The 23465-nt window shown below is 66.4% G+C and carries 24 protein-coding genes; 3 read left to right on the forward strand and 21 right to left on the reverse strand.

The window, feature by feature from the left end:
* Nucleotides 1–670: 670 nt before the first annotated feature.
* The 6 genes from Q9R39_RS15900 to Q9R39_RS15925 form a co-directional block, all read right to left on the reverse strand.
* Nucleotides 671–1483: a hypothetical protein gene (locus tag Q9R39_RS15900; protein WP_211539095.1), complete on the reverse strand. Its 813-nt coding sequence runs from the start codon at nt 1481–1483 to the stop codon at nt 671–673.
* Between the two features lie 26 nt (nt 1484–1509).
* Nucleotides 1510–2460 (reverse strand): polyphosphate kinase 2, encoded by a 951-nt coding sequence (gene ppk2 / locus Q9R39_RS15905; protein WP_058251299.1) that lies wholly within the window; start codon nt 2458–2460, stop codon nt 1510–1512.
* A gap of 102 nt (nt 2461–2562) precedes the next feature.
* The gene (locus tag Q9R39_RS15910; RefSeq protein ID WP_058251300.1) at nt 2563–3084 is read right to left on the reverse strand and encodes a DUF6764 family protein; all 522 of its coding nucleotides are present in this window, start codon (nt 3082–3084) and stop codon (nt 2563–2565) included.
* A 109-nt stretch (nt 3085–3193) separates the two neighbouring features.
* Nucleotides 3194–3634, reverse strand: coding sequence for an SRPBCC family protein (locus Q9R39_RS15915; protein WP_058251301.1), 441 nt, complete (start codon nt 3632–3634; stop codon nt 3194–3196).
* 114 nt (nt 3635–3748) lie between these two features.
* Nucleotides 3749–4426 (reverse strand): DUF4166 domain-containing protein, encoded by a 678-nt coding sequence (locus tag Q9R39_RS15920; protein WP_058251302.1) that lies wholly within the window; start codon nt 4424–4426, stop codon nt 3749–3751.
* 138 nt (nt 4427–4564) lie between these two features.
* Entirely contained in the window at nt 4565–5173 is a 609-nt protein-coding gene (locus Q9R39_RS15925) for a TetR/AcrR family transcriptional regulator (RefSeq protein ID WP_058251303.1), read from the reverse strand.
* A 128-nt stretch (nt 5174–5301) separates the two neighbouring features.
* Between Q9R39_RS15925 and Q9R39_RS15930 the strand changes: the two genes are divergently transcribed.
* Nucleotides 5302–5784 carry a PaaI family thioesterase gene (locus Q9R39_RS15930; protein WP_058251304.1) on the forward strand — a complete coding sequence of 161 codons (483 nt, stop codon included), beginning with the start codon at nt 5302–5304 and terminating at the stop codon, nt 5782–5784.
* Between the two features lie 21 nt (nt 5785–5805).
* On the opposite strand, the gene Q9R39_RS15935 is transcribed toward Q9R39_RS15930, so the two are convergent.
* The 7 genes from Q9R39_RS15935 to urtA form a co-directional block, all read right to left on the reverse strand.
* Entirely contained in the window at nt 5806–6507 is a 702-nt protein-coding gene (locus Q9R39_RS15935; protein ID WP_265968908.1) for an urease accessory protein UreF, read from the reverse strand.
* A gap of 61 nt (nt 6508–6568) precedes the next feature.
* Nucleotides 6569–7090, reverse strand: a complete 522-nt coding sequence (locus tag Q9R39_RS15940) for a hypothetical protein (RefSeq protein WP_078111712.1) — start codon at nt 7088–7090, stop codon at nt 6569–6571.
* A gap of 11 nt (nt 7091–7101) precedes the next feature.
* A complete protein-coding gene (locus tag Q9R39_RS15945; protein ID WP_078111713.1) occupies nt 7102–7944 on the reverse strand; it encodes an urease accessory protein UreD in 843 nt (280 codons plus the stop codon).
* Nucleotides 7941–8567: an urease accessory protein UreG gene (ureG, locus tag Q9R39_RS15950; RefSeq protein ID WP_159370027.1), complete on the reverse strand. Its 627-nt coding sequence runs from the start codon at nt 8565–8567 to the stop codon at nt 7941–7943. The genes Q9R39_RS15945 and ureG overlap by 4 nt, the downstream gene beginning before the upstream one ends.
* 9 nt (nt 8568–8576) lie before the next feature.
* On the reverse strand, nt 8577–10292 hold the full coding sequence (gene ureC, locus Q9R39_RS15955; RefSeq protein ID WP_311277765.1) for an urease subunit alpha: 1716 nt from the start codon (nt 10290–10292) through the stop codon (nt 8577–8579).
* Nucleotides 10270–11040 carry an urease subunit beta gene (gene ureB, locus Q9R39_RS15960; protein ID WP_311277766.1) on the reverse strand — a complete coding sequence of 257 codons (771 nt, stop codon included), beginning with the start codon at nt 11038–11040 and terminating at the stop codon, nt 10270–10272. Before ureB ends, ureC begins: the two co-directional genes overlap by 23 nt.
* A 43-nt stretch (nt 11041–11083) precedes the next feature.
* Nucleotides 11084–12355: an urea ABC transporter substrate-binding protein gene (gene urtA / locus Q9R39_RS15965; protein WP_388029824.1), complete on the reverse strand. Its 1272-nt coding sequence runs from the start codon at nt 12353–12355 to the stop codon at nt 11084–11086.
* A 281-nt stretch (nt 12356–12636) separates the two neighbouring features.
* Here urtA and Q9R39_RS15970 point away from each other — a divergent pair, with 281 nt between their 5' ends.
* Complete coding sequence (locus Q9R39_RS15970) at nt 12637–13614, forward strand: LuxR C-terminal-related transcriptional regulator (RefSeq protein ID WP_137808559.1); 978 nt, start codon at nt 12637–12639, stop codon at nt 13612–13614.
* A 33-nt stretch (nt 13615–13647) separates the two neighbouring features.
* On the opposite strand, the gene Q9R39_RS15975 is transcribed toward Q9R39_RS15970, so the two are convergent.
* The 7 genes from Q9R39_RS15975 to Q9R39_RS16005 form a co-directional block, all read right to left on the reverse strand.
* Complete coding sequence (locus Q9R39_RS15975; protein WP_311277767.1) at nt 13648–15846, reverse strand: glycoside hydrolase family 3 C-terminal domain-containing protein; 2199 nt, start codon at nt 15844–15846, stop codon at nt 13648–13650.
* Nucleotides 15847–15876: 30 nt separating this feature from the next.
* Nucleotides 15877–16398 (reverse strand): hypothetical protein, encoded by a 522-nt coding sequence (locus tag Q9R39_RS15980; RefSeq protein ID WP_165630632.1) that lies wholly within the window; start codon nt 16396–16398, stop codon nt 15877–15879.
* A gap of 154 nt (nt 16399–16552) precedes the next feature.
* Nucleotides 16553–17356 (reverse strand): tyrosine-protein phosphatase, encoded by an 804-nt coding sequence (locus Q9R39_RS15985; protein WP_311277768.1) that lies wholly within the window; start codon nt 17354–17356, stop codon nt 16553–16555.
* A 28-nt stretch (nt 17357–17384) separates the two neighbouring features.
* Nucleotides 17385–18410 carry an alpha/beta hydrolase family protein gene (locus Q9R39_RS15990; protein ID WP_065630131.1) on the reverse strand — a complete coding sequence of 342 codons (1026 nt, stop codon included), beginning with the start codon at nt 18408–18410 and terminating at the stop codon, nt 17385–17387.
* A 363-nt stretch (nt 18411–18773) separates the two neighbouring features.
* A complete protein-coding gene (locus Q9R39_RS15995; RefSeq protein WP_311277769.1) occupies nt 18774–19700 on the reverse strand; it encodes an MSMEG_6728 family protein in 927 nt (308 codons plus the stop codon).
* 399 nt (nt 19701–20099) lie between these two features.
* Entirely contained in the window at nt 20100–20759 is a 660-nt protein-coding gene (locus Q9R39_RS16000) for a DsbA family oxidoreductase (RefSeq protein ID WP_311277770.1), read from the reverse strand.
* 45 nt (nt 20760–20804) lie between these two features.
* Complete coding sequence (locus Q9R39_RS16005; RefSeq protein WP_083207299.1) at nt 20805–21203, reverse strand: helix-turn-helix domain-containing protein; 399 nt, start codon at nt 21201–21203, stop codon at nt 20805–20807.
* 26 nt (nt 21204–21229) lie between these two features.
* Here Q9R39_RS16005 and Q9R39_RS16010 point away from each other — a divergent pair, with 26 nt between their 5' ends.
* Nucleotides 21230–21631: a VOC family protein gene (locus tag Q9R39_RS16010; RefSeq protein WP_065630129.1), complete on the forward strand. Its 402-nt coding sequence runs from the start codon at nt 21230–21232 to the stop codon at nt 21629–21631.
* A 51-nt stretch (nt 21632–21682) separates the two neighbouring features.
* Here Q9R39_RS16010 and groL read toward each other — a convergent pair whose 3' ends face one another.
* The gene (gene groL / locus Q9R39_RS16015; protein WP_065630128.1) at nt 21683–23308 is read right to left on the reverse strand and encodes a chaperonin GroEL; all 1626 of its coding nucleotides are present in this window, start codon (nt 23306–23308) and stop codon (nt 21683–21685) included.
* Nucleotides 23309–23465: the final 157 nt, after the last annotated feature.

The following is a 23465-nucleotide window of genomic DNA, read 5'->3' on the forward strand; positions in this document are numbered from 1 at the left end:
ATCACGTTCGACGACGAGATTTCTCCACAGACCTCATCGTCATCGAATCCTGTTGCACCGCAGTCGCTGTCACTCACTCCTCAGCGGTGAACGGTGGTGAACTGTGGTGAACAAAAACCCCACCAGTCACATAGCGTCAGCGTCTGCGACCCAACAACCACCGTGGTAGAGCTCAGACGAACTGCTTCAGCGAGCCGGCCCGACCTCGCACTGCATCCGGCTCCGACCGATGAACTCGAACTCGACGGATGCACTTCGAGCGAAGTCCATCGGTCGAGTTGAGGTCCATCAGTCGGGGGTGCTCGGCGGACCCTGCGTGACGCGCCCTCCGCAAGCTCCGGGCACTCCTCAGGGAACGGGCGTGACGCACACTCCGGGCAATCCTCAGTATCCGAGGCCTGGCGACCCGTCGTGGAGACGAAAGAACTCCGCTCCCTGAGGAGGCCGGAGCTTGCGGAGGCCGTCACAAAGGGTCCTGGCGAGATGCGTCGCCAACCCTTCGAGGCTCGTCGCTATCGCTCCTCGCGCCTAAGGGAGCAGAGGGAAGGCATCGCCGGCGCTCCTCGCGCCTCAGGGAGCAGAGGGAAGGCATCGCCGGCGCTCCTCGCACCTCAGGGACCAATGGTCATGTCGTTCTTCGGATCTGGGAGCAGGGTTGACGCACCCTCCCTCAGCGCCGCCCGATGATCAGCCGTCCCAGGATCCCGACGGCGAACATCGCGACGCCCACGCCGCCGACGATCAGTGCGACCCGGGTGACGTCGTCGTAGGCGCCGTCGATGATGAGCTCGGCGACCTGGCGGCCCGAGCGCTCTGCGCCGGCCACCTCCTGCTTGGCGCGGTCGGCGAAGAACAGGCCCATGGCCCAGGTCGAGACGCCGGCTGCAAGCACGCCGAGCCCGAGCCACGCGAAGACGGTTCCGCGTCGTCGGGCGATCAGCAGCGCGAGCACGGCTGCGATCACGGCCACCGCCGCCGAGCCCCAGGCGAGCAGCGTGATCTGGCTACCCACCTCCGCGTACCGGCCCGCCTCGAGGCCCGAGGAGCCGTTGGTCAACTCGACGACCACCGGCCCCTGGATCGCGTTGCCACCGGTCAGGTTCAGGGAGCGGTTGATCATGTTCGTGATGTCGAGTTGCATCACCGAGGTGTCCGAACCGGGCGCCGGCTCCTCGAACAGGAACGCGTGCTGCTGGCCGACGACATCGGCGAAGTCCTGCTGGAACTGTTCAGTCTCGGTGTAGCGGCCCGCCAGCGGCCGCACCAGGACGCCGGCGATCGGCAGGTCTGTCCGCGCGGTCGCCTGCGCGGCGATCTCATCTGCGAGGTAGTCCTTGACCTGCTGGTTCTCGGCCATCGGCGCGACCGTGGCGACGAACCCCGCCTGGTCGACGATGCGTTGATCCAGCCAGAAAGACGGTACGGCGAGAACGGTCGCCGCGATCGCGACAAGTGTCAACAGGGCACTCAGGAAGCTACGCACAGCCACGAGGCTACCGAGCCGGGGAACTACTCCCCGATCACATCCGCGGCGCGGCCGACGATCAGCGGGTCGGGCGTGCCCACGAAGGACTCGTTCTTGCCGTCGTAGTCGAAGAGACTCAGCACGTGACGCATGGCGTTGATGCGCGCCCGCTTCTTGTCGTTGGACTTCACCACCGTCCAGGGTGCGTGGTCGGTGTCGGTGGTGGCGAACATCGCCTCTTTCGCCTCGGTGTAGGCATCCCACTTGTCCAGCGACGCCAGGTCCATGGGCGACAGCTTCCACTGGCGCACCGGGTCGATCTGACGGATCGCGAACCGGGTCCGCTGCTCGAGCGGGGTGACCGAGAACCAGAACTTGACCAGGTTGATCCCGTCGTCGACGAGCATCTTCTCGAACGCCGGGACCTGGGCGACGAACTGCGTGTACTGCTGCGGACTGCAGAACCCCATGACCCGTTCGACGCCGGCGCGGTTGTACCAGGAGCGATCGAAGAACACCATCTCCCCGCCGGCGGGCAGGTGCTGCACATACCGCTGGAAGTACCACTCGGTGGCCTCGCGTTCGCTGGGCTTCTCCAGGGCGATCGTGCGTGCGCCGCGCGGGTTGAGGTGCTCGTTGAATCGTTTGATGGTGCCGCCCTTGCCCGCCGCGTCTCGGCCCTCGAAGACCAGCAGATGCCGCTGCCCGGTCTGCTTGGACCACTTCTGCAGCTTCAGCAGTTCGATCTGCAGCCGCCGCTTGGTGACCTCGTACTCGCGGCGGCTCATGCGCTCCTCGTACGGGTAGTCCTCGCGCCAGGTGTCGACGACATTCCGTTCGGGCAGGGTCAGCAGGACCGGATCGTCGTCATCGTCGTCGTTGACCGTGAAGTGCGTGGTGTCGTGGAGGTCGACGAGTTGCTGAAGTGCTTCGCGGCCGTTGAGCACGCTGAAGTCGGGGCCGATCTGTGTCTCGGGATCGTGGAGGTCGGTCACTCCACAACGATAGGTCGAAGCGGCGAACGACGCCCGACGCTCCGGTGAACTACCGTCGCGCCGGGCGTGTTCTGTCTCTCAGGTGTCGTGAGGTGGAGCCGCTCAGTTCCGCAGGTCGATCGAACCGGCGTGCAGACATGCCTTACCGGTGCTGGTGTCGAACGCGGTCGCGAAACCGCCACTGCAGCGGGCACCTTCGGGACCGGCGTAGGCCTCGCCGCCCCAACCGCCGATCGCGACCGTCGTACCGCCGCGACGCGCCTGCGCGACGGACAGCGCGCTCGGGCCGGTCGTGACCGAATAGGCGTTGCCCCGGCTGTTGGCGCCGGCGAGCGCCGTCGAACCGGGCTGCAGGTTGTAGGCCGCGGCGTTGCCGCCGTTGTCCGAGACCGAGACCGCGGTGCCCCGACCGCTGTATTCGTCGGCACTCGCGCGACTGCCGACTCCGGCCTTGGCGCCGCAACCGCTGCGCCCCTCGACACGCTCGACCTGATGACCGTTCGACACCGAGCAACGCGTGTCCGCCGCGGCGACCCCTTCGCCCGACAACCCGGCGAAACCAACACATCCGGCGAGCCCCGCCGCCAGGACCAGGCCGCGAACGGCAAACTTCTTGATTCTCAACTGCTTTGGCCTCCATAGCTCGGGCGCCCGGTAAGGAACGCCCTCAGCGTACAGGGGCCGGCGCCGTGGAGGAGACGATCGACTCGTCACGTCCCGGTCACGATCGTCCTCAGGCCGCCGCGCGCTTCTCCACTTCCGCGGTGAGTCCCTTGCGCGCGGTGTCCACGGCCATCTTCTGGGCGCGTTTCACGATGAGTCCGGGCAGCTTGATCTTCAGCTCGACGGCCAGGTCGAAGCGGACATGGGCACCCTTGTCGGATTCGGTGACGGTGTACTTGCCGTGCTGCTCGCTCAACTGATTCGACTCGATGAGGTGCCATTCGCACGAGTTCTCGGTCCAGTCATAGGTGCAGGTCTGCTCGTCGGAGATACCCGCGGCGGTGACGACCATCCGCACCTTCTGCGGCGTGCCGTCGTCGTAGCTGGACAGGATCTCGGCTTCCTTGTGCGGGCCCGACCAGTCCGGTAGGGACTCGATGTCCATGAGCACTTCCATCACCACCGAGACCGGGGCGGCGACGTCGAATTCGATGTTCGCTGAGACAGCCATGCGCTGAACCTACCGCGCGCCCGTTCCGCCTATGCAACGAACTGTCGAGGCTGTGTCGAGCCGCGACGGAGTCGCCCTGGATTGCCGCGACGGAGTCGCCCTGGATCGAACCGTTCAGCTCTCGCGGTCGACCAGGTTGACCGGCCACGCCTCGTCCGGGATGTCACGCAACGAGCACGCCTGGTCGACGGCGGTGAACCAGCCGCGGAAGTGCATGATCTCGCCGATGACCGGGTTGCGGACGGTCGCGTCGCAGCGGAATCGATCCCGTTTCTCGTCCCACCCCTCGATGTACTTCATCTGTGCGGTGAACAGCCCCTTCATCCCGACCTTGGGTCCGCGTCCGAGCCAGCGCATCGGTCCGCTCTCGAGCAACAGTTCGCCGGATCGCGTCACCGACGGCTCGATCGGATACAGGAACTCGGGGCCGTCGCCGAAGTAGTCGACCAGGCCCGTGCGCCCGGCCACCAGCAGGGAGTTCAGCTTGCGCGGGCCGGTCGTGTACTGGAAATTCCGCAGCACCGCGAGCGACTCGCGCCCCAGCTCGTCGGAGTAGCAGTAGTAACCCTGGGTGAACGGCACCATGCGACTGGTCTTCGAGGGCAGCGCATTGCGCTTGGCGTAATGCCACAGGGCGGGCGGCGGCAGCGCCGACGACACGTAGACCGACTCGTAGATTCCGCTACAGACCTGCGCGACACCGGAAGTCGAGTCGATGCCGTAGCGCCATGCGACGTTGGGATGCAGACGGTCGAAGTCCGAACCCAGCGCATGCCGGAAGACCGGCGTCATGGCGCAACCTCCCCGAGCTCACCCACCGATTCGAGCCCGTCCCGACGATGAACGGATACAGGCCAGACGCCACCACGGCGGTGACGACATGGTGAACCTACTAACGGAGCACACCTGTGTCCAACGTCTCGCCCCGGATCAGACCCGATCGACGGCCGCGTCGCAGAGGCTCGCCAGTTCGGCGATGACGCGATCGAGGGGTTCGACGCTGCGCCGCGTCTGGCAGAGCCCGACCGCTCCCTCGACCGCCGCGATGATGAGGTTGGCCAGTGAGTCGGCACGGTCGCTGTCGACGCCGTCGACCACCAGCCGCGCGGTGACCAGGTCGGCCCAGCGCTGCAGGATCTCGGCGGATGCGTCCGCCACCGCGGGTTCGCTGCGGCGGGCGAGTCCGCCGGCCAGCACGGGGCAGCCGAACTGGAAGTCGGTATTGACCAGTAGTCGCCGCCACACCCCGCCGATCTCGCGCACCGTGTCCGCCGGGGTCATCGTGGTCGGACGCCCGATGCGTTCGGCGATGAACTCACCGGCGTACCGGACGGCTTCGGTCATCAGTTGGGTCTTACCGCCCGGGAAATGGTGGTAGATCGATCCCCGTGGTGCGGAACTCGCCGAGATCACGTCGCCGATGGAGGTGGCAGCGACCCCGTCGCGGCCGATCAGATCGGCCGCGTGCACGACCATGCGTTCGCGGGGGCCGCGGTCGTCCGCGCCGGTGATCACGGACTCGGCGGGATGTGACGCCATGCAGCAACAACTCCTATGCCGACCCTCATACACCCGATGTCGTGGCCAGCATACATAGCATCGGCCGAGGTCATCCCGTATGCGGCGCAGCCTCGCCGATATGCAGACCTTCATAACCACGGCGGAGTATGCAACCATGCATAGTCATGACGACCACGACTGACGCACCCACCGACCCCACCGCCATGTCCGGACTCGAGCTGCTGCGAGCCTGGCAGGCGGGCGGCGCGGGCTCCGACCGTCCGAGCATCGGCCGCCTCCTGGGCATGGTGCCCAAGCAGATCGACGAGGGCGCGGTCACCTTCGCCGTGACTCCGCAGCCCGACTTCGCCAACCCCCTCGGCACCGTTCACGGCGGCATCTGCGCCACGCTGCTGGACTCGGTGATGGGGTGCGCCGTCCACACCACCCTGCCCGCCGGGGTCGGCTACACGACGCTGGAGCTGAAGGTGAACTACATCCGCTCGGTCGCCGTGGACGCCGGGGAGCTGACCGGCGTGGGTACCGTCATCCACGCCGGCCGCACCACCGCGACCGCCGAGGGCAAGGTGTTCTCCGCCGACGGCAAGCTCGTCGCCCACGGGACCACCACCTGCATCGTGTTCCGGTAGCCGGATCCAAGTCCGGCTGCATCAGCTGGCGAAGAGCCGAGGCGACATCTGTGCATGTCGCATGCCGAACAGCTCGAGCGCGAAGCTGCTGGAGCTCAGCGCGTCGAGCGGAGCCCGCTCGACGTCGGCGGCAAGGTCGACGAGAGCGGGTGTCGCCGCGACCAGTGCACGCTGTGCGCCGAGCGAACCGAGCCTGCCGAGACGTACGCACGCGCTGAACGCGGATGCCATCGACGAACGCAGCGTCCCCAGGGTCGCGATGCGCCGGTCGATCCCGAGTCCCGCCTGGACCACGGCTTCGACGACGGCCAGATTGCCCGGTGCATTCGCCGACGACACCGCGCGAAGGTAATCCGCGCGAGCACAGTCCGGCACTCCGCAGATCATCCCGACACGAGCTGCGGTGTCGGCGAGCTGACGCCCCGGCTTGAGCGACGCGTCTCGCGCGTTCTCCGAGGTCTTGTAGCTGAGCAACTCCCGATCGAGGCCCGTGAGCATCGCGAGATCGTCACTCGCCCAAGCGTGGACACCGACAACCGCATCGAGTGTCGCGACCGAGGTCGCCACGTAATCCACGACGAGCTCGACGATCTGATCGGGCCCGGCGTCGGGAAACGCACGCAGCCAGCTCTCGATGCCGTTGCTGTGGACCAGACGGCCCGCGGGAAAAGCGCTGTCGTGCAGGTTCAGCCAGCCGACGGCCGCCGCGAAGGAATCGGGCACAGAGCAATCGGACACAGCGGAGTCGATCGCGGTCCTCGGGCAGCAACTGATGACGGGTCGATCAGTCATGATGGTGATGATGGTGATGATCGGCCGACGTGTTCGACCATCCGTGTGAGGCGAGCGGGACGTCGGCCACCACACCCTGCAGACGCAGTGCGGCGAGGGTGTCCTTCGCGGTCGTCGCGCTCGTCATCAGCGGCGTCGACACCTGGTGCGCCGAGACATCCAGCGGGGCATGCTGGTTGCCCAGCAGATAACCCAGCAACAGCATTCGCCGCGCACCGTCGGGTCCGCCGTTGGCATCGAAGTCGACGACGATGGCGGGCTCGGCAGCACGACGTACCACGGTGATGGTCTCGCCGTCGTCGGCCAGGACCGCGCCGTCGTCGAGAAAGGAACCTCGTGGGAGGCGGAGCCGCACCGTCGATCCCGATGCGGTCGTGAGCATCTGTCGGTGCTTACGCGCGTCCCCCCAACCGATCTCGACGAGGTCGAGTCGACGTCCGTGGAACTCTTCATCACACTCACGTCCCAGGAGGTGGGTCACTTCCCGCGCCTGCTCGGTGGATTCAGTGGTCATGGGGTGTCCTCTCAGATCAATCGCCTTGGGGGCGGTGCCAGCATCAACAGTTCGGACCGGATTGACGCCAGACACACGGCGAGCGCCTCACGCATCGCGGGTGCTCTCGTGCCGAGCACGCGCACGATCGCACCACTCTCGCCCGGCAGTGCGCTGACGCCGCTGACCACATCCAACGCGTCCAGGGCCGATTGCAGTGCATTCTGTAATGCACCGGTGCTTCTCGTGGGAGCTACTACCAGCAACGTAGCGCAGTAGTTCGCGCCGATCAGCCGCTCCGGCAGCGAACCGGCGTCGTCGACCCGCCCTTCGGGTCGACTGAACCGAAGCGCGTCCCGCGCAACGACCTCACCGTCGACCCGCACCGTGGTCCGGCAGACGAGAGACCGGTACCGGAACCGCTCCCCACGGCCGATCCGCCCGGAAGCGAGCATCTCCCATCCGACGAAGAGCCCCGAACCCCGGACGTCGATCTCGGTGTACTGAGCGAACCGGGAGTCGGCCTGCGGAATGATCTCGCGCGGTACGAACTCGACCACCGATCGATCTGTGACCCGGATCCGTTGGTGGTGGGTTGCCCCCGGTCCGTCGTGCCCGTCGAACACCTGGGTTGCCGCCTGGGACGTGAACAGGAGATGGCTGCCGGGGCCGGCCGCCACAGTCGTGTGCAACGAGTCGTCGGCGAAGATCCCCCCGGACGGATTCTGTACGCAGAGATAGGCGATCCGTGGGTCGACGTCGACATACAGCGGTGTGGTGACCCGTTGCGGGTAGGCCTGCCGCAGATGCCGCACCCGAGTCCTTCCGCAGATATCGGCGACCACGTCGACATCGAGAACCCCCGGCTCGATCATGCCCTCGGTGGCGTGGGAAGCATTGCTCCCTTGACTATCTCGTCGGCCACCTCGACGACGCCCACCTGATGCCGTAGGTCGGTGAACAGTGTGGGTTTACTCGGCCGGGCAACCGAACAGTCGTGTCGCATGCGATCCAGGTCGGCTCCGACCATCTCGGCGAGATCGATCTTGTTCACCAGGAGCAGGTCAGCCTGCAGAAGGCCGATACCCTGCTTCCGCGGGATGTCGTCGCCGGCGGCGGTGTCGATGACGAAGATCCAGTAGTCGACGAGATCACTGCTGAACGTGGCAGCGAGATTGTCTCCGCCGGACTCGATCAGCACCGCGTCGAGGCCTGGGTAGGCAGCCGCCAGGTCATCCACGGCGGCCAGATTGACCGATGGGTCCTCGCGGATCGCGGTGTGCGGGCACGCACCGGTCTCGACGGCTCGGACCCGCGCGGGGTCGATGATGCCGCTGCGTCGTACACGCTGGGCGTCCTCGTCGGTCACCAGGTCATTGGTGATCACTGCGAGATCGACCCCGCGTTCTGTGAGGACGGGGACCAATGACTCGACCAGCCTGGTCTTGCCAGAGCCGACCGGTCCGCCGATTCCGATACGGATCGGATCCGAACTCATGCTCTCCTCCTATTTGAGCGTGTACCGGCGTCCGAGCGGGACGCTCGACATCGGTGTGCTCGTGCAGATCTCCCCGTTCACCACCACCCGGTAGGTATCGGGTTCGATGGAGATCTCGGGCAGGTGGTCGTTGTGGACGAAGTCCGCCTTGGTCAAGGCTCTCGATCCCGTGCAGCCGATCAGCGGGGTGTCGAGGCCGAGTCGTTCCCCGAGGCCCGAGTCGAGGGCCGCACGTCCGACGAAGTTGACCGACACGTCAACCGGCGACTTGCCGAAAGCCGCCCATTGCGGGCGATACTTCAGCGGTTCGCAGGTCATCAGCGAGGCGTTCGATTCGCCCATCACCGACCACGCCGGGAAGCCACCTTTGAACACCACTTCTGGACGGATACCGAAGAACTTCGGCTCCCACAGCACGATGTCGGCGAGCTTGCCGGGCTCCAGCGAGCCGACCTCGTGGTCGATGCCGAACATCTTCGCCGGATTCAACGTCAGCTTGGCGATGTAACGCAAGATGCGCTGATTGTCCGCGCCGGTACCGGCGTCGTCCGGCAACGGCCCACGCGTGGCGCGCATGTGCGAGGCGAGTTGCCATGTACGGGCGATGGTTTCGCCGATGCGGCCCATCCCTTGCGAGTCCGAGCCGATCGCGGAGATGGCGCCAAGATCGTGCAGGACGTCCTCGGCGGCGATCGTCTCTCGCCGGATACGCGACTCGGCGAAAGCCACATCCTCCGGTATCCGCGCATTGAGGTGATGGCACACCATGACCATGTCGAGATGCTCGTCGAAGGTGTTGAGCGTATACGGGTTGGTCGGATTCGTGGACGACGGAAGGCAATTCGGCTCACCCACGACCCGCATGATGTCCGGGGCGTGTCCACCGCCCGCACCTTCGGCGTGATAGGTGTGGATCGTGCGCCCACCGATTGCGCGCATGGTGTCCTCATAGAAGCCCGACTCGTTCAGGGTGTCACTGTGGATCTGCACCTGTAGGTCGAGTTCGTCGCCCGCGTCGAGCGAGGCGCGGATCGATGCCGGCGTCGCACCCCAGTCCTCGTGGATCTTGTATCCGATCGCACCGGCGAGTCCCTGCTCGATCAACGGTGCTGTGGATGCGGCACTTCCGTTCGCGATGAATCCGAAGTTCATCGGGAATGCCTCTGCTGCCCGAAGCATCCTTGCCAGATTACGTGGCCCCGAGCTGGTGATCCCCACCGTGACCGGACCCAGGCCCCCACCGATCATGGTGGTGATACCGCTCGAGATGGCTTCCTCGACCAGTCCGGCGCTGTCGAAGTGCACGTGGACGTCGATGGCTCCCGCGGTCGCGATCATGCCTTCACCCGAACGGATGTCGGTGCCGGCTCCGATCACCAGCTCGGCATCGACCCCATCCATGGTGGCGGGGTTGCCGGACTTGCCGATGCCGGCAATGCGCCCGTCCTTGATCCCGATGTCGGCCTTACGAATCCCCAGCACAGCATCGATGATGAGGACGTTCGTGATCACGAAGTCCAGTGCGCCTTCGGCATTCGTGATCGCATTGTGCACGGCCATGCCCTCACGCATGGTCTTGCCGCCGCCGAACACCGACTCGTCGCCGTATACGGTGGCGTCGGACTCCACGCGCGCCAGGAGTTCGGTGTCGGCCAGACGCACCCTGTCGCCGGTCGTCGGCCCGAACAGCTCCGCATAGTGCCTACGCGTCAGTCTCTGCACCATAGTCCCCTCCTGAAGTGGTCCTCCCGGTTACGTCTCCCGCGGACGTGTCCAGGAATCCCGCTGCGCGCAGGTCGCGTAGCGTCGCGGCGGGCAGCGCAACATCGGTTGGGCCGTTGGTCATGTCGTTGAGGCCGGTGATGACGCGCTCGCCGCCGAAGGCGACGAGTTCGACATCGTGCTCGGCCCCGGGCTCGAATCGGACGGCGGTGCCCGACGGGATGTCCAGACGCATCCCGAAGGCTTCCCGTCGATCGAACAGCAGCGCCCGGTTGGCCTCGAAAAAGTGGAAGTGCGAGCCGACCTGGACCGGTCGATCACCGGTGTTGACCACCGTGATCGCTGCTGTGTCCCGCCCGTCGTTGATCACGACGTCTTCGTCGACGAGCAGATACTCCCCGGGCGTGTGCTCGTCACCGTCCAGTCGCGTCGGCGCAGGGCCGGTTCCCGGCCGGATCGGGTCGTGAACGGTCACGAGCTTCTGGCCGTCGTCGAAAAATCCCTCCACCTGCACCGACCCCAGGAGGGCTGCGACCCCGGGGGCCACGTCGTCATCGGTGAGGAGCGACGCACCGAGTGCCGCCGCCTCCGAGACGCTGGCTCCCCCACGAGCGGCTTCCGCCACCTCGTCGGCGATGAGCGCACGCGCTTCCGGATACGTCAGTCGCAGTCCGCGCGACCGGCGTCTGCGTGAGAGCTCAGCTGCGAGGAAAAGCAGCAGCCGGTCCTCGTCCTTCGGTGTGAGATGCACAGGTGTTCCCTCTCAGATGGCCGACACGTCCGGGGTCAGCGGGTCAGGCCCCGACGCCCTCAGCCCACGGATAACTGTCGAGGAAAGGGTCGGGTTCGATCGGTCCGTCAGAACTCCACACCACATCGAACTGACCGTCTGCGGTCACTCGGCCGATCCGTGCCGTCTTGGTGACATGGTGGTTCTCGCCGTCGACGGTGACCAGTCCCTCGGGCGCTTCGTAACTGACGCCGGCTGCAGCAGCGGACACCTCTTCCGGTGTGAACGTATCCGCCTTCTCGACCATCTGCTTCCACAGGTGCACAGCGGTGTAGGCCGATTCCATCGGATCCGAGGTCACACTCGACGACCCGAACCGCTCCTTGAAGGCGGCAACGAACTCGTTGTTCACCGGATTGTCCAGTGACTGGAAGTAATTCCACGACGACAACTGACCGACGAGATTCTGGGCTCCGATGCTCCTGACCTCTTCCTCGCCGACGCACATCGACATGACCGGCATCGTCGAAGCGTTCAGGCCGACGTTGTTGTACTCGCGGAAGAACGCGGCCAACGAGTCGCCGACAACCACGTTGAACACGGCATCGGCGTCGGATCGACGGATCTTGTTGACGACCGTCGAGAAGTCGGTGGAGCCGAGCGGAGCGTAATCCTCACCGGCGATGGTCATTCCGTTCTCCTCCGCGTAAGCGCGCACAATCGCGTTCGAGGTGCGGGGGAAGACGTAGTCACTGCCCACGAGGTAGATCGACTTCACTCCTTGTTCGCGGAGGTAGTCCAGTGAGGGGACGATCTGCTGATTGGTCGTGGCACCCGTGTAGAAGATGTTCGGAGAGCTCTCCAGCCCCTCGTACTGCTGGCCGTAGTAGAGCAGCGCACCGGTGTCCTCGAACACGGGAAGCATCGCCTTCCGGCTGGCAGAGGTGTATCCGCCGAAAACTGCTGCGACACAGTCGCTCGCAACGAGCTTCTGGGCCTTCTGAGCGAAGATGGCGGGATCGGATGCACCGTCCTCGGAGATCTGCCGCAGTTGCTTTCCGAGTACACCTCCTTCCGCGTTGATCTGCTCCACGGCGAGCGTGATGGCGTCGTGGATCACGACTTCACTCACTGCGGTGCCACCGCTGAGCGAGTTGATCGATCCCACCGCGACCGAGTCTCCGCTCGTATCGAGACAGTCGACGCGGCCCGCGGCACTGTCACTGTCGGAAGCCGCACTCCCGCACGCGGACAGCATGACACCGGCCACCGCCACAGCGGTGATCGACATCGTCATGCGCCATCGGGAACGTTCATGTGAAGAGTCCGTGGTCATCGGTAACTCCTGGCTTGTCGGCCGGAGGTGCTCCGGGCCGTGTGAGATCAATCGGTCACCGGCCGCACAGCGGTGTGCGACCCGTGCCTCGAATCTAAGGACCGAGACCTGCCGCGCGAATCGGGAGAATTCCCCATCTTTCCCACTTCGATTGTTAACAGCTGGTTTCCGGATCGACAACGAGTGTTGCGTCGCCGGCCTGATGGGAAACATCGCCGAAACGCGCCTGCGGAACAATGCAACCCATCGAATGATCATCGTCGGGGGGTTACGGAGAGCGCATGAGATCGTCGACCACCGGCCCCTACCACGAGGCACTGGGGAGCGCGGCCGACCTCAACACACGCGCCGACGAGCTGCTGTGCGCGCTCGGTGAGCGCGTGTCGTCGTCGGCAAGCGCGATCAGTCTGTGGGATCCGGTCGCGGGCCGGCACCTGACCCTCGCCAATCACGACTATCCCGATTCGGTCATGAGCCACTTCAACAGCTGGTTCGTCTCGAACGACCCATTGTTCAAAGAGATGGAGAGAACCCGCTCCGGCGCGTTGCGCTGGCGTGACTTCCCCGGGTACCGACGGACCCACTCGGTCACCAACGTGTTCACCCCGGCCGGATTCGACGAGGGACTGTCCGCCCGCCTGGTCACCGCACAAGGCACTTATGCCGGGACCTTGCACGTCAATTCCGACGACCGCCGCTACCCCCGCGACGTGGACGTCACCGAGATCAACGAGCTCCGCAGCAGTGTCGCGTCGCTTCTCGACACGACGATGCGTCCGGTGATGGTGGCTGACTTCCTCTCTCCAGGGAGCCCCGCGTGGCTCATCGACAGGTCGGGAAACTGCCGGGCCCTGCACGATCAGCTCATACCAGATGTCGACCCCGAACTGCTCTCGATCGTCGCACGACTCGCCGGTACCGAGCGCAAGTTCCGATGGTGCGACCCCGGGGGAACCTGGCATCTGGTCCGGCTGCTCCCGGCGACGCCGCGATATCGGGCCGCCACCCCCGTGGCCCTGACCTTCGCCACGCCCGAGCCGCTCCCATTCGACCTCACCGGACGGGAGCTGGAGGTCCTCACCCTCGTGGCGAACGGTCTGACCTCGGCGCAGGTCGCCGGTGCGCTCGTCATCAGCGCCAAGACAGTCGGCCGCCACATAGAGCATCTACTCGGCAAGACCGGGGTCGCCAACCGCGTCGGACTGGCAACGCTGGCGCATCAGCACGGTCTCCTCAGCGGACGCCAGATGCAGCCTTGAATCGCCGGCGTGGTGTCGGAGGTACCCGGCCGGTCAGTCCGTGCGTGCCGCCGCGATGATCGCGGCGATGTCCTCGTCCCGCATCCCGAACCCGGCGAGGCGTCCGAGCGGTATCGACGCCATCATCCGTGCCATGTCAACGCCGAGGGCGTCGTCGGAGCTCGCCAGCGGGTTGTCCTCGAACCGGGACGCGAGCGCCTGCGCCGCAGCAGGATTCGCCAGGACCTCGCCGAGGGTCGAGTTCTCGTCGATTGCGAGATGAACCTCGTCGCCCGCGATCTCGACGGTGGTGGTCAGCCGGATGTCCCGACTCGACGCGCCGACGTCCACCCCGTACTCACCCGGTTCGACGACCCAGCGGTCGACGCGGGTGTCCCAGTACGCGAGGTCGTTACGGTCGATCGCGATCGAGATCCTCTGCGACTCACCGGGTTCGAGGTCGCGGGTGGTCGCGAAGCCCGTCAGCTCGCGCGGCGGTCGTCCGACTCGTGAGTCCGGCTTCGACGTGTAGACCTGGACGATGTCACGTCCGGCTCGAGAACCGGTGTTGGTCACCGTCAGCCCGACGACCACTCCGTCGACGCCCGGATCATCCGATGCGACAGACAGATCCGAGTACTCGAAGGTCGTGTAGGACAATCCGTGCCCGAACGGGTAGGCGACCTCGATGTCCCGGGCGTCGTACCAGCGGTAGCCGACGAAAATGCCCTCGCCGTAGCGGATGTGCGAGTTCTCGTTCGGGAAATTCAGGTATGCCGGGGTGTCCTGCAACCTGACCGGCACGGTCTCGGTGAGCCGACCCGACGGGTTGACGACCCCGAAGAGCACGTCGGCGATGGCCCCGCCCCCGGCCTGGCCGAGGAGCGCGCCGTCGAGGATTGCCGGGGCCGCGGCGATCGATCCGAGGCGGAGGACGCCTCCGTGAGCGAGCACGACGACCGTTCGCGGTTGCACCGCCAGGATCGCGGTCAGCAACTCGACCTGGTCCGCCGGCCGTTCGATGTCGTCGCGGTCGAAGCCCTCCGACTCCTGTGCGGCCGCCAGTCCCAGGAACAGCACGGCGGCATCGGCGCCCGCCGCCGCGGCGAACGCGCCCGCCGTATCCACCCGCGAGCCGTCGGTGCTGAAACCCGGGGCGTAGGTCACCGTGCCGCCGGCTGCCCGGATCTCGTCCACCGGTACGTCGAGGCGCGTCGGGTTCACGTGCGAACTGCCGCCGCCCTGATAACGGGGGTCGTGCGCGAACGAGCCGACGACCGCGACGGAGCGTCCGGGGCTCAACGGGAGCAGATCGCCGTCGTTCTTGAGCAGGACGATGGACCGTGATGCGGCCTCGCGCGCGAGTCGGTGGTGGAGATCGAAGTCGACGACGGACCGGTTCGCCCGGCCCGCGGCGGCCCGCTCCGCGAGTTCCCGGACCGCCCGGGCCGACCGGTCCAGCGCCGCCTCGTCGAGGGTTCCGTTCCGGACCGCGTCCACGACCTGCGCGTCGGTGCGGTCCCCCGGGCCGGGCATCTCGAGATCCAGGCCGGCGGCGACCGCCCGAACGCGGTCGGCGACCGCACCCCAGTCGGAGACCACCACGCCGTCGTAGCCCCACTCACCCCGCAACAAGTCGGTGAGGAGCCACCGGTTCTCCGCCGCGTACGTGCCGTTGATGCGGTTGTAGGAGCACATCACGGTCCACGGGTTCGCCGTGCGGATGATGTGCGCGAAGGCGCGGAGGTAGATCTCCCGCATCGGGCGCGGGTCGACGTCCGAACTCGACCGCATCCGGTCGTCCTCGGCGTTGTTCAGCGCGAAGTGTTTGAGCGACGTGCCGACCCCGATGCTCTGTACGCCGCTCACCCACGCCGCGCCGAGCCGGCCCGTGACGAACGTATCCTCGGAGAAGTACTCGAAATTGCGGCCGCACCGGGGATCTCGCTTGATGTTCACGCCCGGGCCGAGCATCACGTCGACGTCGAGACCGCGTGCCTCGCGTCCGAGCGCTTCGCCGACACGACGGATCAGCCCGGTGTCCCAACTCTGGCCGAGTCCGACCGCGGGCGGGAAGCAGGTGGCGGGTTCGCTGCCGGCGAGGCCGAGGTGGTCGGCGGCGCCGGTCTGTTTCCGGACCCCGTGCGGACCGTCGGTGAGTGTCAGCGCGGGAACGGAACCGACCGATTTGGTGGTCCAGAAATCGGCGCCGCTGCCCAGCGCGGCCTTCTCGGTCAAGCTGAATTCACTCACTCCAAGACACTACCGACGATCGTCGGGCGGTCAGCTCGCTCCCGGGCAGTTCACGGTGTAGTCCCACTCCGTGTTCCGGTCCGGCCCGGTCACTCGCACCACGACCGAGGTGTCGCCACCGGGTGGCACCGTGATCCGGACACTGCCGGTTCCCTGGTTGATGTCGTCTCCGACGTAACCGGTGTTGTAGATCTGCCGGCCACCGTAGAACACGCGGATCTCGTCCGGGATGTCGTAGGTGTCGTAGTTCAGCGTGAAGCTCGTCGGGCCTCGCAGGCCGAGGATGTGCCGGGTCTCGGTGACACCGTAGCCGCCGGACTTGGTCTCGGAGTTGCACCGCTGGGTCGACGGCGGAGCCTGATTGCCCCCGAGACTCCCGAAATAGTCGAGGCCGCCCAGACCGTATTCCTCGAGACTGCCCCCGTCGACGCTTCCGCCGTCGAGGCTCCCGGACTCGAGTGGCGCGGCATCGGCGATCGCGGCCGGGACGACCGCAGCGGTCGCCGTCGCGGCCAGGATGAGGGCAGCTCGAACGAAAATGGTTGTGCGCATCGATTTCTCCGGCAGTCGAGTCGTTTCGGGGGTGGTTCCGACGCTAACGCGACCTGCCATCCGCGGATATCCCCTCATCGGGTGAAAGCACGACGACCAGATGACACCCGTGCGGGTGACACCTCGCTGCCACAGCGTCTCGGGCGGCCAGCCCCTACGTCAGATATCGGTCCCGGAGCGCCTTCTGGTCCGCGGCACCCAGACCCAACGCCTCGCCGAAGTAACCCTCGATTCCGCCGTACCGCTTGTCCACCTCGCCGAACGCGGCGTCGAGATAGCCGGAGTCGACGCCCAGCACGCCGACGAGCAGCTCGGGATCGCCCCCGGCGGCGGCGAACCCGTCGAAGATGGGTGTGAGCGACGGGATCAGACGTTCATTGGTGAGCAGGTAGTCGCGATAGACGTCGTCCTTCGGCACCCCGAGCAGTGTCAGCAGAGACGCTGCGGCCCAACCTGTTCGGTCCTTGCCGGTGGTGCAGTGCATGAGGGCCGGCGTCGAGCCGTCGATCAGTCCACGAAACAGCTGCGTGTACGACGCCGTCGCACTGGGCAGGGTGATCATCTCGCGATAGGTCCCGGAGATCATCTCGCGCGCCTTGCCGCCGGACAGCATCTCGTCGGCCTGCGCGACGACGGCGGGATCGGCGAGGACAGCACCGATGTTGGCGGGAATCGACATCTGCGCATCGGCGAGGACATCGAGTGCGATGTTCGACGCGCCGGGCAGGACGGGGTCGGGGATGGCCTCGCTCTCGTGCGCCGATCTCAGGTCGTAGACGGTCTTCAGGCCGAGCGACTCGAGCGCGGAGACGTCGGCGGCGTCGAGCGCGGAGAAATCCGTGGACCGGTACAGCACGCCGGATCGAACCGTCTGCCCGTCCCCGGTCCGCCAGCCGCCGAGATCGCGGAGGTTGGGCATGCTGGAGATGGGGCTGGGCGCGCCGGGGGTCGCAGTCACGGTCACATCGTGACAGATTGTGCGGCGGTCAGTCGGTGAGCGCGCTTTCGAGCATCGGCCACGACTTCACGAGCTGGTCCTGCCAGTAGGGCCAGGCGTGCGTCCCCGGTGCATAGTCGACGGTCGCGGGAATGCCGAGTTGCTTGAGTCGACGATCGAGATTGAGCGTGCACTGGTGGGTGGCGGCCTCGATGGCGCCGCCGACCGCGATCTGGTCGATGTAGATCGTGGTCTTCCCGTCGATTCCCTGGCCCTGCAACCGGTCGTGCGGTCCGGGGACCCCCGTGCCGGTGCTGATGTAGATCGCCTTGCCGCGCAGCTTGTAGGCGTTGACGACCGGGTCGTGCGCCCGCCACCCCGGGGAGCCGACCGGGCCCCAGATGTTGGCGATGTCGCCACCGCCGCGTCCTTCGACGACCGCGCGGATGGCGAGCCGGCCGAGATTCGTACTCGTCTCCGCACAACCGCTGTAGGAGGCGACCGCGCGGTAGAGCTGAGGTGCGGCTTGGGCAAGACTCAACGACGACGTTCCCGCCATGGAGATCCCCGCGATCGCATTCACGCCGGTGGTGTTCAGCTTCCGATCGATGAGCGGCGGTAATTCGCTGGTCAGAAACGTTGTCCATTTGTTTCGCCCCAGCACCGGGTCGACTTTCACCCAGTCGGTGTAATAGCTGTACGCACCGCGCATCGGCACGACGACATTCACATTCTTGTCGGCGACGAAATCAACGATGTCGGTTTGCTCGAACCAGTGTCCGGTGCCCTCGCCGCCACCCGCGCCATTCAGCAGATACAGCGTCGGTCGGGGCACCGAGCGGTCGGCGGGCACGAGAACCCGGACCGGTACGTGACGTTTCATCGACGGCGAATACACCGACAGGTCCAGGACCCGGCCATCGGCGACAGCGCGGGCCAGCGCCTTCGCCCGGGACGAGGAATCTCCCGAGTCGGCGCCGGCGAACGACGGAACAGCAAGCGCGACAACGAGTACAACGATCGAGACCGTTGTGGCGACCAGGCGTCGGCGGAACAGACCACCCACTGCGGACATCACAGTCCCTTCACATCACTACATGCTCACATCACTACCGCGCCGCCGTCTCGACAACGGAATTCACACACGCAGATATCGATCCGAATACGTTTCACCATACGCACCGGAGACGGCCCCGTCCGGATTACCACGGCCGGGGGTCATCGCTGTTCACCTTGCGATTGCGCGCACCATGGTCATTATTGGAGGCGATTTCACGATGACTGATCCCGACCGGTCGAGACGTCGTGCTCCTGAACAGCCGATCTCGTGCGAGCGAGCCGGCCGTGATCGTCTCTGCCGTCGAAAAACGACCGGCCACTTCGAAAGGCGCCGGGAACGCATTCACCGACCACCCGGTGCCAGATTCGGCCGATCGGACTACAACCGGACCGCCTCTGATCGCACCGACACCGGAAACAGCATTCGTGGATTCTGGAGCAGCGCCGGCGGGGCGACGGCCGACCGCTCGAGCGTGCCGGTCCAGCGGACCCGACGCCGATGCGGGGTGAGCGCCCTGCCTCGGCGGGAGAACTCGTACTCGCCGATCAACGTCCCCAGGGGCAGCACGTCCGGATCGGTGGGGTCGACGACGGCGACCTCGTCCCCCACCCGCAGATCGGAGACGAACGATGCGAGCACGCGGAGGTCCTTGCCCGGCCGCCGCCCGGGACTTCGCTCCTTCAGCAACACGCGCAGGCCGGTCTCGGTGCCCACCGAGGCGTCGGTGTCGATGCCGGATTCGACGCCCAATCCGACGATCTGCCGGCGTCGGAACTGAGCGAACTGTTCGTCGGATCCGGCCCGGATGATCCACACGGTGCGGGTCGGTTCGTCCAGATCGTGCGCGTCGGTGGCCGGCGGATCCGGCCAGAAGTACGGCATCTCGTCGTCAATGTCGACGTCGTGGAACACGGAGCCGTAGAAGTCCGGCGCCTTGCGGAGCAGCGCCGAACGGTGACTGCGATGGAGTCGCTCGTCGCCGAGCCACGCGGGCATCAGACCCTGCGCGGTCAGCTCGGCTTGGGACGCACCCACCACCTCGGGCGCGAACTCGGCGATCATCGGAGCAGTGGTGTCTGCACGACCGCCGCCGGTCCACACGTCGACGAAAGCGAGCCCGTAGGCGACCAACGCCGGGGTGTGCCCGCGCCACATCGTGACCGCGGGATGGCTGGCCCAGCCGTAATCGAAGAGTTCGAGCGCCCGCAGGATCTGCAACGTCTCCACGCGCTGCTTACCGAGGCGCGCGGGGTCCAGGACCTCGGCAGATCGTCGAAAGTCCGGGTAGGGCAGGAACGTCTGCATGGCGCTCGCATACCCACTTCGGACGGGCGCTCACACCCGGCGGAGCCGCGCGGCGCCGAACTCAGAGTTGTCAGCTGCTACCGAAGATCGGCGATCCCGGCCCCGGCGTCACACCAGGACCGGCTCAACCAGCGGCGGGTGCGACCTACTGCCGCGCAGCGTGGACCGAGGTCACCTCGGTGGCTTCGACTCGGCTCAACCAGCGGTGGGTGCGATCTTCTGCCGCGCAGCGTCAGCCGAAGCCCGCGATGGCCTCGAGGAGGTGATCGACGCTCGGACTTCGGGGCTCAGTCGGATGCGGAGTCCGACGCGTCGGTCCCGACCTCCGGCACCGCACACACGCCGTCGACGCAGACGGCCGCGTCGTCGTCGCCGATCATCTCGAAGGGCACCACCGGGTCAGACACGGTCGGACTCCTCTGCGCGGACCTTGTCGAGGGCCTGCGCGAAGGTTTCCGGCGCCTGGGCTCCGGAGATACCGTACTTGCCGTTGATCACGAAGAAGGGAACCCCGCTGATCCCGTATGCACGGGCCTGGTCGATGTCGGCTTCTACGGCCGCGGCGTACTCGCCCGACTCGAGCGCGGCGAGCACGGCGTCGCGCTCGAGACCGACATCGGCCGCCAGATCGGCGAGTTCGTCGGCGCGGCCGATGTGGCGCCCCTGCTCGAAGTACGCCTGGAACAGACGCTCGGCCAGATCCGCCTGCCGGCCATGCGCTTTCGCGAAGTGCAGGGCCTCATGCGCTTTCAGGGTCTTGGTGTGCTGCAGCCGGTCGAAGTCGTAGTCGAGACCGACCTCGGCGGCGATCCCGCGGACCTGGTCGAGCATCCCCCGGACCTGATCGGCCGGCATGCCCTTGTGCCGGACGAGGAAGTCGACCTCTGAACCGTCGAAGTCGACCGGCGTATCCGGTGCGAGCTCGAAGCTGTGGTAGGTCACCTCGACGTCGTCGCGTCCGTCGAACTCGGCGAGGCCCGCCTCGAACTTCCGTTTGCCGATGTAGCACCAGGGGCAGGCGATGTCGGACCAGATGTCGACGGTGATGGGAGCGCTCATTGCCCTCTCAACACCTCGCGGATCGAGAACGTTCCCGGGAGTGCCTCACATGCGATCAGCCGACCCGCGCGCGTCGAGCAGGTCGTCGAGATGCGTTCGCGACCAGTCGCACAGGCCGTGGACCGTCGTGACGAGGTCGCGGCCGGCGTCGGTCAGCGTGTAGTCCACCCGTGGGTTGGCGGTGCGATGGTCGTGCCGATGGATCAGGCCGTGCGTCTCGAGGTCACGCAGCGTCTGGGTGAGCACCTTGTCGCTGATCGTCCCGATCGACCGCTTCAACTCGCGAAACCGGCGGGGTCGCTGCCGGATCTCCTCGAGGACGGTCAGACCCCATTTCGTCGACACGACGCTGAACACCGACCGCGCGAGTTGTCGGGCGCGCTCTTCGGCCCCGGACGACGGCGCGGCGTCCCCGCTCACCTCGAAGTGCGTACTGCCGCTCATCCGCCTGCGCTCCTAGCGTGGGGTCGATGCGAGTGCTGAAGACCTACGCCAGGATATTCGTCGCCGACCTCGACGAGTCTCTACCGCTGTACGAGACGATCGTCGGCGCATCCGCCGATCTGCGGTTCACCTTCGAGAAGGCCGAACTCGCCGCCGTCGGAAACTTCCTCCTCATCGCGGGAGCCGACGACGACGTCGAGGCCTACCGGTCGACCGTCGGACCGGTCATCGTCGACGATCTAGACGCCTTGATCTCGCAGGTCAGTGGCGAAGCCGGGGCCGAGGTCATCGGCGAATCCGAGAGCACGACAGGACGATTCGCCTACCTTCGCCATACCGACGGTGCGGTCCTCGAGTATGTCCAGTGGTCGCGGGAAGTCGCCGAAGCCGTGCTCGGAACGCCGAAGGCCGGCCCCCCGCTCGGGTGACCGGCCTTCGGTTGGTGCTGCGTGAGTGGACGCAGGGATCTGATCAGGAGATCAGAAGCCCATCCCGCCCATCTCGTCGCCACCCGGCATGGCCGGTGCGGCGTTCTTCTCGGGCTTGTCGGCGACGACGGCCTCGGTGGTGAGGAACAGAGCCGCGATCGAGGCTGCGTTCTGCAGCGCCGAGCGGGTGACCTTCACCGGGTCGTTGATGCCGGCCTTGAGCAGGTCCTCGTACACACCGGTGGCGGCGTTGAGGCCGGTGCCGGTGGGCGAGTTGAGGACCTTGTCGGCGACGACGCCCGGCTCGAGGCCGGCGTTGATCGCGATCTGCTTGGCCGGAGCCGACAGGGCGACCTTGACGATGTTGGCGCCGGTGGCCTCGTCACCCTCGAGCGAGAGTGCGTCGATGGCCGGCTCCGACTGCAGCAGGGCCACGCCACCGCCGGCGACGATGCCCTCTTCGACGGCAGCCTTCGCGTTGCGGACGGCGTCCTCGATGCGGTGCTTGCGCTCCTTGAGCTCGACCTCGGTGGCCGCGCCCGCCTTGATGACCGCAACACCGCCGGCCAGCTTGGCCAGACGCTCCTGCAGCTTCTCACGGTCGTAGTCGGAGTCGCTGTTCTCGATCTCGCCGCGGATCTGGGCGACACGACCGGCGATGGCGTCGGGATCGCCCGAGCCCTCGACGATGGTGGTCTCGTCCTTGGTCACGACGACCTTGCGAGCGGTACCGAGCAGCTCGATGCCCGCGCCCTCGAGCGAGAGGCCGACCTCTTCGCTGATGACCTCGCCACCGGTGAGGATGGCGATGTCGGCCAGCATGGCCTTGCGGCGGTCACCGAAGCCCGGGGCCTTGACGGCGACGGACTTGAAGGTGCCCTTGAGCTTGTTGACGACAAGGGTCGAGAGAGCTTCGCCCTCGACGTCCTCGGCGATGATCAGCAGCGGCTTGCCGGCCTGGATGACCTTCTCCAGCAGCGGCAGCAGGTCCTTGATGGTCGAGACCTTGCCCGAGACCAGCAGGATGTACGGGTCGTCGAGGACGGCTTCCTGGCGGTCGGCGTCGGTGACGAAGTAACCCGAGATGTAGCCCTTGTCGAAGCGCATGCCCTCGGTGAGCTCGAGCTGCAGGCCGAAGGTGTTGGACTCCTCGACCGTGATGACGCCTTCCTTGCCGACCTTGTCCATCGCCTCGGCGATGAGCTCGCCGATCGAGGCGTCGCCGGCCGAGATACCGGCGGTGGCAGCGATCTGCTCCTTGGTCTCGACCTCCTTGGCGCTCTTCAGCAGCGACTCGGTGACGGCCTCGACGGCCTTCTCGATGCCGCGCTTCAGACCCAGCGGGTTGGCGCCGGCGGCGACGTTGCGCAGACCCTCACGGACGAGAGCCTGGGCGAGAACGGTGGCGGTGGTGGTGCCGTCGCCCGCGACATCGTCGGTCTTCTTGGCGACTTCCTTGACCAGCTCGGCGCCGATCTTCTCGTACGGGTCCTCCAGCTCGATCTCCTTGGCGATGGACACACCATCGTTGGTGATCGTGGGGGCGCCCCACTTCTTCTCCAGGACGACGTTGCGACCCTTGGGTCCCAACGTCACCTTGACGGCGTCGGCAAGGCTGTTGAGGCCCCGCTCGAGGCCGCGACGGGCCTCTTCGTCGAACGCAATTTGCTTGGCCATGGGTAAGTGATCCTCCGAAGGGGGTGACACTAGGTTCGTATGGCCGGAACTCGGTGCCCGCGACGGACGACCGGTGTGTCATTCGGTACCGGCCTCACCGTCCCGACCTGGCACTCACAGCTCGCGAGTGCCAACCTCGTTTTTAGCACTCGACCAG

Origin of the sequence: Gordonia sp. AC31 (assembly GCF_031844505.1) — a bacterium.
In the GTDB taxonomy this organism is placed as follows: domain Bacteria; phylum Actinomycetota; class Actinomycetes; order Mycobacteriales; family Mycobacteriaceae; genus Gordonia; species Gordonia hongkongensis.

What these genes read in the sequence shown, in the direction of transcription:
- Q9R39_RS15915 (WP_058251301.1), bottom strand. Translation starts at nt 3,634, where the DNA reads ATGGCTGTCTCAGCGAACATCGAATTCGACGTCGCCGCCCCGGTCTCG.
- Q9R39_RS15920 (WP_058251302.1), bottom strand. Translation starts at nt 4,426, where the DNA reads ATGACGCCGGTCTTCCGGCATGCGCTGGGTTCGGACTTCGACCGTCTG.
- Q9R39_RS15925 (WP_058251303.1), bottom strand. Translation starts at nt 5,173, where the DNA reads ATGGCGTCACATCCCGCCGAGTCCGTGATCACCGGCGCGGACGACCGC.
- Q9R39_RS15930 (WP_058251304.1), top strand. Translation starts at nt 5,302, where the DNA reads ATGCAACCATGCATAGTCATGACGACCACGACTGACGCACCCACCGAC.
- Q9R39_RS15940 (WP_078111712.1), bottom strand. Translation starts at nt 7,090, where the DNA reads ATGACCACTGAATCCACCGAGCAGGCGCGGGAAGTGACCCACCTCCTG.
- Q9R39_RS15945 (WP_078111713.1), bottom strand. Translation starts at nt 7,944, where the DNA reads ATGATCGAGCCGGGGGTTCTCGATGTCGACGTGGTCGCCGATATCTGC.
- ureG (WP_159370027.1), bottom strand. Translation starts at nt 8,567, where the DNA reads ATGAGTTCGGATCCGATCCGTATCGGAATCGGCGGACCGGTCGGCTCT.
- ureC (WP_311277765.1), bottom strand. Translation starts at nt 10,292, where the DNA reads ATGGTGCAGAGACTGACGCGTAGGCACTATGCGGAGCTGTTCGGGCCG.
- urtA (WP_388029824.1), bottom strand. Translation starts at nt 12,355, where the DNA reads ATGACCACGGACTCTTCACATGAACGTTCCCGATGGCGCATGACGATG.
- Q9R39_RS15970 (WP_137808559.1), top strand. Translation starts at nt 12,637, where the DNA reads ATGAGATCGTCGACCACCGGCCCCTACCACGAGGCACTGGGGAGCGCG.
- Q9R39_RS15980 (WP_165630632.1), bottom strand. Translation starts at nt 16,398, where the DNA reads ATGCGCACAACCATTTTCGTTCGAGCTGCCCTCATCCTGGCCGCGACG.
- Q9R39_RS15990 (WP_065630131.1), bottom strand. Translation starts at nt 18,410, where the DNA reads ATGTCCGCAGTGGGTGGTCTGTTCCGCCGACGCCTGGTCGCCACAACG.
- Q9R39_RS15995 (WP_311277769.1), bottom strand. Translation starts at nt 19,700, where the DNA reads ATGCAGACGTTCCTGCCCTACCCGGACTTTCGACGATCTGCCGAGGTC.
- Q9R39_RS16000 (WP_311277770.1), bottom strand. Translation starts at nt 20,759, where the DNA reads ATGAGCGCTCCCATCACCGTCGACATCTGGTCCGACATCGCCTGCCCC.
- Q9R39_RS16005 (WP_083207299.1), bottom strand. Translation starts at nt 21,203, where the DNA reads ATGAGCGGCAGTACGCACTTCGAGGTGAGCGGGGACGCCGCGCCGTCG.
- Q9R39_RS16010 (WP_065630129.1), top strand. Translation starts at nt 21,230, where the DNA reads ATGCGAGTGCTGAAGACCTACGCCAGGATATTCGTCGCCGACCTCGAC.
- groL (WP_065630128.1), bottom strand. Translation starts at nt 23,308, where the DNA reads ATGGCCAAGCAAATTGCGTTCGACGAAGAGGCCCGTCGCGGCCTCGAG.